Source organism: Thermoactinomyces mirandus (assembly GCF_013868055.1).
In the GTDB taxonomy this organism is placed as follows: domain Bacteria; phylum Bacillota; class Bacilli; order Thermoactinomycetales; family Thermoactinomycetaceae; genus Thermoactinomyces; species Thermoactinomyces mirandus.
The window spans coordinates 1-14,044 of sequence record NZ_JACEOL010000004.1 but is presented as its reverse complement, the minus strand read 5'-3'; the positions used below and the strand labels follow the sequence as shown (position 1 = coordinate 14,044).

Genomic DNA, 14,044 nt, shown 5'->3' with positions numbered 1-14,044 from the left:
TTTACGACAACTGTTTCCGGTGATTCCGGTGAATGGTTGTTAAGTGTAACGAGCCTAAAAAAACATGGCTCGTTTTTTATTGATTCATGATAAAAAACTGCCGGTATATTACCAGCAGTTTTCTTTGCCTATTTCATTGCCTTGCTCGCAATATCCTTCCGATAATGGGCCTTTTCAAAAGTAATGGTTTCTATCCGCTGATAAGCTCGCCTTCGGGCTTCTGCAATATCCTCTCCCAAAGCGGTTACCCCCAAGACGCGTCCTCCCGCAGTCAGCCATTTTCCCTGCTTTTGGGAAGTTCCTGCATGAAATACCATCGAGTTATGTTCTTTGACAGTTAATCCCTGAATGGGAAAGCCTTTTTCATACGCTCCGGGATATCCTCCGGATGCCAAAATAACACATACGGCTGCCTGATCGCTCCATGAAATTTCCTGTTTTGAAAGTTCTCCGCGAATGACGGCCTCCATGATATCGACAAGGTCTGTTTCCAGCCGGGGAACAACAACCTGTGCTTCCGGATCCCCGAATCGGGCATTAAACTCAATTACTTTGGGACCCGATTGAGTGATCATCAGCCCCGCATACAGCACGCCTTTATACTCAATCCCTTCCTGCCTGAATGCTTTCATCATCGGGACCAGGATCGTTTGAACTGCTTTATCAATCACTTTTTCCGGAATTTGGGGAACAGGAGAATAGGTACCCATTCCACCCGTATTGGGTCCTTTGTCGCCGTCAAAAACAGGTTTATGATCCTGGGAAACAACCATGGGCTTGACGGTTTTTCCATCCATAAACGCCATCAGGGTGACTTCCTGTCCGGATAAAAATTCCTCAATGACCACTTCATTCCCCGCTTCGCCAAATACCTTGTCTTCCATTGCCTCGGCTACCGCTTTTTCCGCTTCTTCAACCGTATGGGCAACGACGACGCCTTTCCCCGCTGCCAGCCCATCCGCCTTGACCACGATGGGGCCACCTTTCTGGCGAATATATTTCCTGGCAGCTGCCGGATCTGTAAAAGCACAAAAATCGGCTGTTGGGATCTGGTACTTTTTCATCAATTCCTTGGCAAACCGCTTGCTTCCCTCAATTTTTGCCGCTGCCCTGTTAGGGCCGAATATGGGAAGTCCGGCATCGATAAAATGGTCAACAATACCGAGTAACAAGGGAACCTCCGGCCCGACAACTGTCAGATCGATCTGATTTTCCCTGGCAAAATGCACCAGTCTGTCCACATCGGTCGCTGCGATCTCCACACATTCGGCCAACTCCTGAATTCCTCCGTTTCCCGGTGCACAATAGATTTTTTCCACTTTGGGGCTTTGCGCCAATTTCCAGATAATTGCGTGTTCGCGGCCGCCACTTCCAACTACCAGCACTTTCATAGCTTGTCCTCTCCCTTAATATGAGCTTTATTGTCATTCACCTTTCGAAGCGCTTTGTCAGTTAAGCAAAGACAAGGCAAGGAAGCGATCAGGCTGCTTTTTGCCTTCCAGAATCGCTTCCTGCAACCCGCCTTTACCCAAGGCTTCGCACTTATGAAAATAACAGGCTTAATGTAAACAAACCAATTGTTACAATAATACAGATGAAGGACCATTCTTCATGATAGAAAAAACGTTTTTTGCTACGGAAAGCCCGATTGGTGGTAAACACCCCGCCAATAATCAATGCAGCCATAAAAAAGACTGCACTTGCCGCCTGCAGCTGCTTCTGCAAAACAGCCAAATCCATATCATAGATGATATATGAAACAAACACAGACAAGGCAAAGGCAATTCCAATCCACATAACGGACCATAACAGCAGACGCATCCGTTATCCCCCTCCTTCATGCACATTCCGCTCATGTTCATAAAATTAGTCTTAGTATACGCATGAAGACGGGATGCTGATACATGACGATCATGGCCCGTCCAGAATCAGACAGGATTAATGTTTAAAATGGCGAATTCCCGTAAAGATCATGGCAATTCCATGTTTGTTCGCTTCCTCAATCGATTCTTTATCCCGAATCGATCCGCCCGGCTGAATGATTGCTGTAACCCCGGCGGCTGCAGCCGTTTCTACCGTATCTCTCATGGGGAAGAAAGCGTCTGACGCCAGAACGGAACCTTTAGCCGCTTCACCTGCCTGTTCAATGGCAATTTTGGCTGATCCGACACGGTTCATCTGTCCGGCACCCACACCCATGGTACGGAAATCTTTTGCCAAAACGATTGCGTTCGATTTGACATGTTTCACCACTTTCCAGGCAAACAGCAACTGTTCCCATTCCTCCTCAGTCGGTGCCCGCTCGGTCACTACCTGACATTCTTCTTTATTGACGGATTTTTTATCTTCTTCCTGAACAAGCAATCCTCCGCCTACCGATTGCAATTTGAGAGCGTCCTGTTCCGGTGACGCACCATCCAGCGTCAACAGACGCAAATTCTTTTTGGCTTTCAGAATTTTGAGTGCTTCGTCTGTAAAGGAAGGTGCAATAATAATTTCCAGGAAAATTTTCTTCATCTCGGCAGCTGTTTTGGCATCAACCGGTCGGTTGACTGCAATAATTCCTCCAAAGATCGACACCGGGTCTGCCTCATATGCTTTCTGATAGGCTTCAAACAGGTCAGAACCAATTCCCACACCGCAAGGATTCATATGCTTTACTGCAACCACGGCCGGTTCTTCAAACTCCCGTACCAGCTCCAACGCTGCATTGGCATCATTGATATTGTTGTAGGACAATTCTTTTCCGTTCTTCTGTTCAGCGGTGGCCAAAGTGCCTTCTTCTCCAATCGCTTTTTTGTAAAAAGCTGCTTGCTGATGCGGATTTTCACCATAGCGAAGAGTTTTCTCCCTGATATACGGAATCGTGAACTGATCGGGAAACCTGTTTTCCAGCAGACGGTTGAAATAGTCCGCAATCATCGCATCGTAACAGGCTGTATGATTGAATACTTTTGTCGCAAGGTAACGGCGTGTCTCCATGCTTGTATTTCCGTGCTGTTTCAGTTCCTCGATGACGAGACCGTAATCTTTCGGATCGACCAGCACTGTTACGTCGCGATGGTTTTTGGCAGCCGAACGAAGCATGGAAGGACCGCCGATATCGATATTTTCAATCGCTTCTTCGATGGTGACATCAGGCTTTTTAATGGTCTGTTGAAACGGGTAAAGGTTAACAACAACGATATCAATCGGATTAATCCCGTTTTCCTCCAGCTGGCGCTGATGGGAAGACCGGTCGCGGATTGCCAGAAGACCTCCGTGTATTTTGGGATGCAATGTTTTGACCCGGCCATCCAGAATTTCCGGAAATCCGGTTACCTCGCTGATATTAGTCACCGGGACACCAGCTTCTTGCAAGGCCCGGTAGGTTCCGCCTGTTGAAATGATTTCGATTCCCAGTGATGCAAACGCACGGGCCAAATCAACAACTCCTGTCTTGTCCGAAACACTGATCAATGCACGTTGGTTCAAAGTCAATTTTTACCCTCCTCATGATGTTTCATCTCAACCCGTCGCAATCCAATTTCTCCTGCGATCCATTTCTGTACCGTTTCCGGATACAGGCGATGTTCCGCTTGATGGATTTTCTGTTCGAATATCTCCAGTGTATCGCCCCGTTCAATCTCTACGGGAACCTGTGCCAGAATGGGTCCGGTATCCATCCCCTGATCAACCAGATGGACCGTTACACCAGATACACATACCGGATGGACAAAAGCTTTTTCGATGGCGTTTTTCCCTGGAAAAGCCGGCAACAGGGAGGGATGAATGTTAATGATCTGATCGGGATATGCTTCAAGCAAGGTTGGGCCAATCAAACGCATATAGCCAGCCAGAACAATCCTTTTTATCTGATGGGCCTTCAGATGCTCCAGAATCCGTTTCTCATAAGCTCCCTTATCGGGATATTGTTTTGGACTCTCACTGAGAACGGGAATGTTCAACCGCTCGGCGCGCTTTAACACACCGGCCCCCGGCCGGTCACACACCAGCAGACTGATCGGATAAATCCATTTGTTTTGGCGGGAATGATTGACCAATACTTCGAAATTGCTACCATTACCGGAGGCAAAAACTGCAATTCCCATCACCGGTCGCCTCCTGCCCATTCTACTTGCCGGTTTCCGCTTGCCAGCCGTCCGACAGGATAAGCTGTTTCTCCCGATTCGCAAGCTGCCTGCATAACCGCCTCTGCCTCATCTTTTGGCACAATGAGCACCATTCCGATCCCCATATTAAAAGTCCGGAACATATCCTCGTCAGCAATGGCCCCTTCTTTTTGAATAATTGAAAAAATGGGAGGAACCTTCCAACTGGAGCGATCAATAACTGCGCACACCCCTTCCGGCAGAACGCGCGGAACATTTTCAGCCAGACCGCCTCCGGTAATATGAGCTGCCCCTTTCACCGTAAATTTCCGAAGCAGGGACAGAACCGTTTTCACATAAATACGGGTGGGTGTCAGCAATGTTTCCCCAAGGGAATGACTTAATTCCGCAATTTCCTCTTCAAGGGAATGGTTCCGGTCATGAAGCAGGACTTTGCGCACCAGGCTGAATCCATTGCTGTGCAGTCCGCTGGATGCCAAACCGATCAGGACATCTCCCGGAACCATATCTGTCCGTGGCAGCAAATTTTTCTTTTCCGCCACTCCTACTGAAAATCCGGCAATATCATACTCCCCGGCTGAATACATGCCGGGCATTTCTGCAGTTTCTCCGCCAATCAAGGCACAACCGGCTTGCTGACATCCATCGGCGATTCCTTTAACCACCTTTTCAGCCTGTTCCGGAGAAAGCTGCCCGGTTGCCAGATAGTCGAGGAAAAACAATGGTTCTGCTCCCTGCACAACAATATCGTTGACACACATGGCCACACAATCGATCCCAATCGTATCATGCCGGTCCATCATAAAGGCGATTTTCAGTTTGGTGCCAACTCCATCTGTGGCTGATACCAATACAGGCTCCCTGTAAGACTTCAGGGCAAATAACCCTCCAAAACCGCCAAGATCTCCCAACACTTCCGGGCGCACCGTACGTTTTACATGCTTCCTGATTCGTTCGACTGTCCTGTTGCCAGCGTCGATATCCACTCCTGCCGCTTTATAAGCCTGACTCATGGTCTACCCTCCAATGCCATTTCCTCTTCCACCGCTGTTGGATATTCTCCGTTAAAGCATGCCAGGCAAAAGCCTCCGTTTTTGTGTGGCAACAGCCGCCCTATCGCATCCAGCATCCCTTTTTCGCTGATAAAAGCCAGGGAATCGGCACCGATCTCTTCGCAGATTTCAGCAATGCTTTTATTGGCCGCAACCAGTTGCCGGCGATCCGGAGTGTCAATTCCGTAAAAACAGGGATATTTTACCGGAGGAGAACTGATCCGGACATGGACTTCTGTGGCACCGGCTTCCCGCAACATGCATACAATGCGTCGGCTAGTCGTACCGCGAACAATCGAGTCATCAACCATCACCACTCTTTTCCCGGAAACCACCCCCTGTACGGCACTTAATTTCATCCTGACACCCTGCTCCCGCAACGACTGGCTCGGCTGGATAAAAGTTCTTCCGACGTAACGATTTTTAATCAGGCCCAACTCATACGGAATGCCCGTCGCTTCCGCAAAACCAATGGCTGCCGATGTGCTGGAATCAGGAACTCCTGTCACTACGTCCGCATCTACAGGTACTTCCTGGGCCAGAATTCTTCCCATCCGCTTCCGGGCGGCATGGATATTGATTTGGCCGATTGTGCTGTCCGGACGCGCAAAGTATACATATTCGAAGGCACAAATCTTACGCTCCCTCGGTTCCGCAAACCGGGTCGACCTCATCCCGTTTTTGTCAAATATGATCATTTCCCCCGGATTGACCTCTCTGACAAATTGGGCCCTGATCATATCAAAGGCACAGGTTTCCGATGAAAAGACGCAGGCGTCACCGATTTTTCCCATGGAAAAAGGCCGAAGCCCATGAGGATCTTCTGCAATAATCAGTTTGTTGTTGGTCATAATGATGAGTGCATAAGCCCCCACCACCTGCTGCAACGCTTCCTTGACCGCCTCTTCCAGGGAAAGTGCTTTGGAGCGGGCAATCAAATGTGCAATCACTTCCGTATCCGTTGATGTCTGGAAAATGGAACCTTCCCGTTCCAGTTCAGCACGCAACCGTTTCGCATTGACCAGATTCCCATTGGTGGCAATGGCCAATTCTCCCTCTGCAAAGTTAAATACAAGAGGCTGTGTATTAATCAGACCGGTTTCGCCTGACGTGGAATAACGGACATGGCCAATTGCCGTATTTCCTTTCAGGCTTTTCAGATTTTGTAATCGGAACACCTCTGTGACCAGTCCCGTTCCCCGCTTGACAAAAAACTGATGTCCATTGGAAGCAACAATACCGGCACTTTCCTGCCCACGGTGCTGCAGTGCATGAAGCCCATAATAACAGTAGGTGGATGCATCAGGATGTCCGATGATGGCAAAAACACCACATTCTTCATTTAACTCATCGAAGTCAAAGATGGACTCATCGCGCATGGAATGGCATCCTCCCATCGTTTGCCAAGTAAGGCAATTTCCTGTTGAATGACACATTGATGATTGACATTCACGATTAACTGCCGGTCTTCGGTAACTTCCCCAATCCGGCTGCAAGGCACGCCTTGTTTTTCAGCAAGTTCTGTCACTTCGGCTGCGTTTTCTGCTGTTGTGGTTAACAGGATGCGTGACTGGCTTTCGCTAAATAAATGGACGGCGGGTGCCAATTGGGTTTCGAGGGAAACTTTCGCCCCTTTGTTTCCGGAAATACATGCTTCTGCAAGTGCCAACGCCAATCCGCCTTCAGACACATCATGCGCTGAAGTTATCCAGCCGGAACGAATGGCTTGAAGCACTGTTTTTTGGGTCCTTTGCTCTTTTTCAAGATCGCATACGGGTGGACGACCGCTGATGGAACCGGTAACGAGGTACTGTAATTCACTTCCTCCCAGTTCAGCAAAAGTTTCCCCGAGCAGCAATATGACATCCCCGGCTTTTTTAAATGCCTGTGTGGTAATATGATCCCGTTTCTGGATCAGTCCCACCATTCCCACCACTGGTGTCGGGTAAATCGGATTTCCTTTTGTTTCGTTGTACAAGCTGACATTTCCGCTAACAACCGGTGCTTGCAAGACCCGACAGGCTTCTGCCATTCCATCAATCGCTTTTGACAATTGCCAATACACTTCCGGTTTTTCAGGACTGCCAAAGTTCAGGCAATCTGTAATTCCCAGGGGTTCAGCCCCGGAACACACGATATTTCGAGCTGCTTCAGCAACAGCGATTTTCCCGCCCTGTTCAGGATCGAGATAGACATAGCGCCCGTTTCCATCTGTAGACATTGCCAACGCTTTGTCCGTTCCCCGAAGAACAATCACTGCAGCATCCGATCCCGGACAAACGGCCGTACTTGCTCGTACCATATGGTCATACTGACGGTAAACCCACTTTTTGCTGCCCATATTGACAGAAGAGACCAGATCGACGATGGCCTGATTAGAATCAATCTCTTTTAACGCTTTCTCCGGTGTTGCCTTCTGATTTTGCTCATAATAAGCAGGCACTTTTTCCTCACGGGTATATACCGGGACATTATCAACCAGTGTCTGAACAGGAATGTCAGCAACCAGTCTTCCCTTATGGTAAAGCCGATAACGGTCGCCTTCGTTTACCTGACCGATTACCGAGGATTGAAGTCCCCATTTGTCGCAAATCGAAATAACTTCCTGCTCCCGGCCTTTTTCCACAACTAACAGCATCCTTTCCTGCGATTCAGACAGCATGATCTCATAAGGAGTCATCCCCTCTTCACGTTGTGGGACAAGGTCAAGGTCAAGCTCCAGACCATGTTTTCCTTTGGCAGCCATTTCCGTGCTTGAACTGGTAAGTCCGGCTGCCCCCATATCCTGGATTCCAATCAGCATCTTTTTCTCAACCATTTCCAGACAGGCTTCCAGGAGCAGTTTTTCCATAAACGGATCACCCACCTGCACGGCTGGCCGCTTTTCTTCCGACGACTCATTCAGCTCTTCACTGGCAAAAGTAGCTCCATGAATTCCGTCACGCCCGGTACTAGATCCTACATAAATTACCGGGTTTCCTGGCCCGATTGCCACCCCTTTTTGCAACGATTCATGGTTTAAAACCCCGACACACATGGCGTTGACCAGAGGATTGCCGTCATAATGTTCGTCAAAGACCACTTCCCCGCCCACAGTCGGAATGCCGATGCAGTTTCCGTAATGCGCAATTCCTGCGACAACCTGTTCAAACAAATACTGTACCCTCGGTGTACGCAAGTTTCCGAACCGGAGAGAGTTCAACAGAGCAACTGGCCTTGCCCCCATCGAAAACACATCACGGATAATTCCGCCCACCCCTGTGGCAGCTCCCTGAAACGGCTCGATAGCTGAAGGATGGTTATGACTTTCAATTTTAAATACAACAGCCTGACCATCATCAATATCGATGACACCCGCACCTTCACCAGGCCCTTGCAAAACGTGGGGACCATCCGTGGGGAATTTTTTCAGCAAAGGTTTGGAATTTTTGTAACTACAGTGTTCTGACCACATGACACTGTAAATGCCGATTTCCGTCCAGTTGGGCAGGCGCCCCAAATGTCCGGTCACCTGTTCAAACTCTTCATCTGAAAGCCCCAAATCCCTGTACAGTTTTTGATCCCGAATCTCTTCCGGCGACGGTTCATTGCCCACCTTTTTCACCACTTGTTCCTCAAGCCGCACCGCCATTCCTCCTCCCGTATTGAAGCATGGATTCAAACAGACGCCTGCCATCTTCAGTTCCCATCCACTCATGGATCGCCCGTTCAGGATGGGGCATCATTCCCAGCACATTTCCCTCCCGGTTGCAAATGCCGGCAATCCGGTCTACAGAACCGTTGGGATTTTCATCCACATAGCGAAATACAATTTGCCCATTTGCTTTTAACCCGGAGAGTGTTTCCTGATCGCAATAATAATTGCCCTCCTGATGGGCAATCGGAATCCGGATTCTTTCTCCATCCTCATAGGTTCGGGTAAAAGGGGTTTTTGCATTTTCTACACACAAGGTCTGGATCTCGCAGCGGAACTTCAGATCTCTGTTTTTTAACATCGCCCCCGGCAGCAACCCGCATTCCAGCAGAATCTGGAAACCGTTGCAAATCCCGATCACCAGTTTTCCGCTGACTGCTGCTTCCCTGACTCCCTGCATCACCGGGGAAAATTGGGCGAGAGCGCCTGAACGCAAATAGTCTCCGTATGAAAATCCTCCTGGCAAAATTACGGCGTCATAGCGGGACAAATCGGATTCCTGGTGCCAGACAGGAGATACCGGTTCGCCCAATACATCTTCAATCGCATGGACGCAATCCATATCACAATTGGAACCTGGAAATACCGGTACTGCAAATCTCACTTAAGCCACCTCTTCCAGTTTAAAGGTGTAATCTTCCATGACCGGATTGGACAAAATCTTTTCGCAAATTTCCCGTACCCGCTGTTCGGCTTCACTCCGGTTTTCGCACGAAATCAGAACTTCCAACTGTTTGCCGATGCGAACTTCTTGCACCTCTTGATAACCAAGGGAGTGAAGGGAATTTTTTACGGCCACTCCTTGCGGATCGAGCACGCTTTCTCTCAAGGTCACGAATATTAAGGCTTTAAACATTCTTCTCACCCTCCAGACGGTTCCAAATTTCCTGATAAGATTCGATCACCCGACCAAGATCATGGCGGAAACGATCCTTATCCAATCGCTCCTTGGTATCTTTGTCCCAAAAACGGCAGGTATCTGGTGAAATTTCATCAGCCAGCAGGATTTCACCCTTTTCATCAATCCCGAACTCCAACTTGAAATCTACCAGAATAAGGTTTCGCTCCTCCAGCCATTGCGACAAGAACCGGTTTACCTTCAGTGCGGTCTTTTTCAAAGTTTTTAACTGCTCTTTTGTTGCCAAATCAAGTACAAGAACATGATCTTCCGTGACCAGCGGATCGCCCAATTCATCCTTTTTATAGTAAAATTCCACAATAGGCTCCGGAAGAATGATTCCTTCTTCAAACCCCAGCCGTTTGGCCAATGACCCTGCTGTGCGGTTACGCACCACAACTTCAAGTGGAATTATGCTCACTTTCCTGACCAGTTGTTCCAAAGCAGAAACCTCTTTAACAAAATGATTGGGAATTCCCTGCTCCGTCAACAAACGAAAGAAATAGGAACTGATGCGGTTATTGAGTTCACCTTTTCCCGCAATCTCAGCCTTTTTTACTCCATTGAAAGCTGTAGCCGAATCTTTGTACCTCACAAGAACCACTGAGGGCTCGTCCGTTGCATAAATCTGTTTGGCCTTTCCTTCATAGAGCATGGTTGTGGGATTCATTTTCAAGTGCTCCTTTCAAAAAAGTGAAGGTGAAGCCGGGAAATTCGGCTTCACTTTTTTAATTCAAGCCCAACCGGCTAAAGATGGTATCAACATGTTTCAAATGGTAACGGTAATCAAAGCAATCCTCTATTTCTTGCGGAGAAAGTGTTTCAAAAATCAGCTTGTCCTTTTCCACAAAAGACTTGAATGAACATTGTTTTTCCCAGGCCTGCATCGCCAATCGCTGAACGCGGTCATAAGCTTCCTCCCGCTTCAATCCTTTGTTAATCAAGGCAAGCAACACTCTTTGCGAATAAATCAGCCCGAAAGTGCGATCCATATTCCGTTTCATGTTTTCGGGAAAGACGGTCAGGTCACGGACGATATTGGCAAAGCGATTCAGCATGTAATTGAGCAGTATGGTGGCGTCAGGCAAAATGACCCTTTCCACCGAAGAGTGGGAAATGTCCCGTTCATGCCACAAAGATACATTTTCATAAGCCGAAATCATGTGCCCACGAATCACACGAGCCAACCCGCTAATGTTTTCACAGCCGACCGGATTTCGTTTGTGAGGCATGGCCGAGGAACCTTTTTGCCCCTTGCGGAAGGGCTCTTCCACTTCCCGTGTTTCGCTCTTTTGCAAACCGCGAATCTCTGTCGCAAATTTCTCAAGAGAGGTTGCAATCAAGGCGAGTGTGGACATATATTGGGCATGGCGGTCACGTTGCAGGACCTGTGTGGAAATAGGTGAAGGGTTTAATCCCAATTTTTCACAAACATATTTTTCTACGAAAGGGTCGATATTGGCATAAGTGCCGACGGCACCCGAAATTTTCCCGACGCGAACCGTCTCCATGGCTTGCAGGAATCGCTCCTTGTTTCGCCTCATTTCTTCCAGCCACAGTGCCAGTTTCAGTCCAAGCGTCATCGGTTCGGCATGGACTCCGTGCGTACGTCCCATCATGACGGTATATTTATGTTCTTTTGCTTTGTCCTGTAAAATGCCGATAAACCGGTCAAGATCTTTCAACAGGATTTTATTGGCTTGTTTAAGAAGATAAGAAAGTGCAGTATCTACGACATCCGTTGATGTTAAACCGTAATGAACCCATTTTGATTCAGGGCCCAACGTCTCTGAAACGGAACGGGTAAATGCCACTACGTCATGGCGTGTATCCTGTTCAATTTCATAGATGCGATCCACACGAATCCTGGCATTTTTACGAATCAGCTCGACATCCTCCCTCGGGATTACACCAAGTTCCGACCAGGCTTCACACGCAAGAATTTCAACTTCCAGCCATGCCTTGAATTTATTTTCCTCGGTCCAAATGGCACCCATTTCAGGTCTTGTATAACGTTCAATCATGATGTTTCCACCTTTTTTCGTTTAAAATAATCTCCATTATAAATAATCTTTTTTTCTTGCTCTGTCAAAGAAGTCCAGATCCCAATTTCTTCTGCCCACCCGACTGCTTGTGTGATCGAATCGGCCAGTACAGTTACGTGGCCCATTTTCCGTCCCGGTTTTGCTTCTTTTTTTCCATACCAGTGAACCTTTGCAAACCCCGGGAGTCTTGAACCTGAAAACAATTCATGGAATGCGGATGCATGTTTGCCCAGAATATTAACCATTACCGCCGGACTAATTTGCGTGGTCGGCCCGAGCGCCAATCCAGCCACAGCACGGATAAATTGTTCAAACTGGGATGTCAGGCAGGAATCAAACGTATAGTGCCCGGAATTGTGAGGACGGGGCGCCAGTTCATTAACAAACAACCGCCCATCAGGCATCAGAAACATTTCCACGGCAATCAATCCTACAATTTGCAATGATTCTGCAATCTGCTTTGCCCACTGTTCCGCCTGTTCGATCACTTGTCCGGATATGGGAGCCGGTGAGATAGACATATGCAAAATATGATTGCGATGCAGATTCAACGCCGGTGGAAATACGGCCATCTCTCCATAAACACTTCGTGCCACTACAACCGAAATCTCTTTTTCAAATGGAACAAATTTTTCCAGAACAAACTGCCTTCCCGCCTTAAACAACTCAGATGGCAACTGGCGCAAATCCACTTTGGACTGCAAAATCCACTGGCCTTTGCCATCATAACCGCCGGTTGTTGTTTTCAAGACCGTCGGAACGCCAAGCAGCCCCATTGCTTCCTCCAATCCGGAATAATCATTAACCTCCCGAAACGGAGCAACCGGAACGCCCGCTTCCTGAAGCGCTTTTTTTTCTTTCAAACGATGCTGTGTTGTTTTTAACAGCCGGCTTCCCTGGGGCAACGGTTTTATTTTTTCCAGGACTTCAACCACTTCCGGATGTATATTTTCAAACTCATAAACAATCAGATCACACTGGTCTGCAAATTGCCTGGCTGCACGCAGATCATCATAAGCTGCCACGATATGGCGGTCGGCTACCTGTGCGCCTGGACAATCAACACCGGGATCAAGCGTGACAAAACGGTATCCCATCTTGCGCCCTTCAATAATCATCATTCTTCCCAGTTGGCCTCCGCCCAGGATGCCGATTGTTTGCCCTGGAACAATCAACGCTTGCCGTTTTCTGTTTTTCTCCGGGATCAAGCAAGATCACTCTCCTTTAGCACTTTTTCCCGAATGCTTTCCCGCCTTTTCCAAATGGCAGCCCGAATCCCGGGATCATGTGCGCCAAGAATCTCGGCAGCCAGCAGTCCGGCATTTACAGCACCGGCATTTCCAATCGCCACCGTTGCAACCGGAACACCACCCGGCATCTGAACAATTGACAATAATGAATCAAGTCCATTCAAGGCAGATGTTTTTATGGGAACTCCAATCACAGGCAAAACCGTTTTGCTTGCAACCATGCCTGGCAAATGGGCTGCTCCTCCCGCCCCGGCAATAATAACCTTAATTCCGCGCTCCTCAGCTTCACTGGCATAACGAAACATCTCATCAGGGGTTCGGTGAGCTGACACAACCTTACTCTCATAACTGATTCCTAACTCATCAAGAATTTCACATGCTTTCTGCATTGTCGGCCAATCGGAAGTGCTTCCCATAATAACTCCCACTTTTACTTGATCCATGGTTTCTCCCCTTTCAGTAGATAAGCCTAAACAGTAGGTTTCCCAAATATGAGAATGAGAAATACTACTGTTTAGGCTCATCTTCAGTATTTTCCTAAACGAACAGTTTCTTTCTCATAGCCGGGAAATTTACGGTTTCCTGGTAGAGACGCTCAAGCCATATTCTTGAGTATATATGAGAAAAAGTTTATATTTACTTCACTTTCAGTGTACCAAGAAAACAAGGAAGCCGTCAACACAATAAACGAACGTTTATTATATATTATTTTTTGTTGTTCGTATTTTATCAAGATAAAACTTCGTAAATACGGAAATTGACGGTTTGATTCATGCGAAACCCGTAAAAGGTCCTATTATTTGAATTGATTGACATCCGTTTTGTTCCAGCATAAAAGCAAAATGATCCTCCATCGCTTCTGTCTGTCCTTGTTGACCCCAACGAAAACCGTTTCCTGAAATCTCCATACGATGTGTTTACCAGACAAAACAAAAATCCACCTCAAGCTTATGCTTAAGGTGGATTCGTTTCAGCCTGGCAACGACCTGCTCT

At 47.8% G+C, this 14,044-nt stretch carries 13 protein-coding genes and 1 riboswitch; all 13 genes read right to left on the bottom strand.

Annotation, left to right across the window (positions count from 1 at the left end; all coding sequences use genetic code 11):
* Positions 1-128 precede the first annotated feature (128 nt).
* The 13 genes from purD to purE all read right to left on the bottom strand — a co-directional run bounded on the left by purD (position 129) and on the right by purE (position 13,494).
* A complete protein-coding gene (purD, locus tag H2C83_RS01735; protein WP_181737158.1) occupies positions 129-1,391 on the bottom strand; it encodes a phosphoribosylamine--glycine ligase in 1,263 nt (420 codons plus the stop codon).
* 151 nt (positions 1,392-1,542) lie between these two features.
* Positions 1,543-1,821 (bottom strand): hypothetical protein, encoded by a 279-nt coding sequence (locus tag H2C83_RS01730; protein ID WP_181737156.1) that lies wholly within the window; start codon positions 1,819-1,821, stop codon positions 1,543-1,545.
* A 117-nt stretch (positions 1,822-1,938) separates the two neighbouring features.
* Positions 1,939-3,474 (bottom strand): bifunctional phosphoribosylaminoimidazolecarboxamide formyltransferase/IMP cyclohydrolase, encoded by a 1,536-nt coding sequence (gene purH / locus H2C83_RS01725; protein ID WP_181737261.1) that lies wholly within the window; start codon positions 3,472-3,474, stop codon positions 1,939-1,941.
* Between the two features lie 2 nt (positions 3,475-3,476).
* Positions 3,477-4,094, bottom strand: coding sequence for a phosphoribosylglycinamide formyltransferase (gene purN / locus H2C83_RS01720; RefSeq protein ID WP_312853826.1), 618 nt, complete (start codon positions 4,092-4,094; stop codon positions 3,477-3,479).
* The gene (purM, locus tag H2C83_RS01715) at positions 4,091-5,125 is read right to left on the bottom strand and encodes a phosphoribosylformylglycinamidine cyclo-ligase (RefSeq protein ID WP_181737152.1); all 1,035 of its coding nucleotides are present in this window, start codon (positions 5,123-5,125) and stop codon (positions 4,091-4,093) included. Before purM ends, purN begins: the two co-directional genes overlap by 4 nt.
* Positions 5,122-6,543, bottom strand: a complete 1,422-nt coding sequence (gene purF / locus H2C83_RS01710) for an amidophosphoribosyltransferase (RefSeq protein WP_181737149.1) — start codon at positions 6,541-6,543, stop codon at positions 5,122-5,124. The genes purM and purF overlap by 4 nt, the downstream gene beginning before the upstream one ends.
* On the bottom strand, positions 6,507-8,795 hold the full coding sequence (gene purL, locus H2C83_RS01705; RefSeq protein ID WP_181737260.1) for a phosphoribosylformylglycinamidine synthase subunit PurL: 2,289 nt from the start codon (positions 8,793-8,795) through the stop codon (positions 6,507-6,509). Before purL ends, purF begins: the two co-directional genes overlap by 37 nt.
* Positions 8,779-9,462 (bottom strand): phosphoribosylformylglycinamidine synthase subunit PurQ, encoded by a 684-nt coding sequence (gene purQ / locus H2C83_RS01700; protein WP_181737147.1) that lies wholly within the window; start codon positions 9,460-9,462, stop codon positions 8,779-8,781. The genes purL and purQ overlap by 17 nt, the downstream gene beginning before the upstream one ends.
* Complete coding sequence (gene purS, locus H2C83_RS01695; RefSeq protein WP_181737145.1) at positions 9,463-9,714, bottom strand: phosphoribosylformylglycinamidine synthase subunit PurS; 252 nt, start codon at positions 9,712-9,714, stop codon at positions 9,463-9,465.
* Positions 9,707-10,426 (bottom strand): phosphoribosylaminoimidazolesuccinocarboxamide synthase, encoded by a 720-nt coding sequence (purC, locus tag H2C83_RS01690; RefSeq protein WP_181737144.1) that lies wholly within the window; start codon positions 10,424-10,426, stop codon positions 9,707-9,709. Before purC ends, purS begins: the two co-directional genes overlap by 8 nt.
* A 58-nt stretch (positions 10,427-10,484) precedes the next feature.
* Entirely contained in the window at positions 10,485-11,780 is a 1,296-nt protein-coding gene (gene purB / locus H2C83_RS01685) for an adenylosuccinate lyase (RefSeq protein WP_181737143.1), read from the bottom strand.
* On the bottom strand, positions 11,777-13,006 hold the full coding sequence (gene purK, locus H2C83_RS01680; RefSeq protein ID WP_181737258.1) for a 5-(carboxyamino)imidazole ribonucleotide synthase: 1,230 nt from the start codon (positions 13,004-13,006) through the stop codon (positions 11,777-11,779). Before purK ends, purB begins: the two co-directional genes overlap by 4 nt.
* The gene (purE, locus tag H2C83_RS01675) at positions 13,006-13,494 is read right to left on the bottom strand and encodes a 5-(carboxyamino)imidazole ribonucleotide mutase (protein ID WP_181737142.1); all 489 of its coding nucleotides are present in this window, start codon (positions 13,492-13,494) and stop codon (positions 13,006-13,008) included. The genes purK and purE overlap by 1 nt, the downstream gene beginning before the upstream one ends.
* 97 nt (positions 13,495-13,591) lie before the next feature.
* Positions 13,592-13,693, bottom strand: a riboswitch (purine riboswitch).
* Positions 13,694-14,044 lie beyond the last annotated feature (351 nt).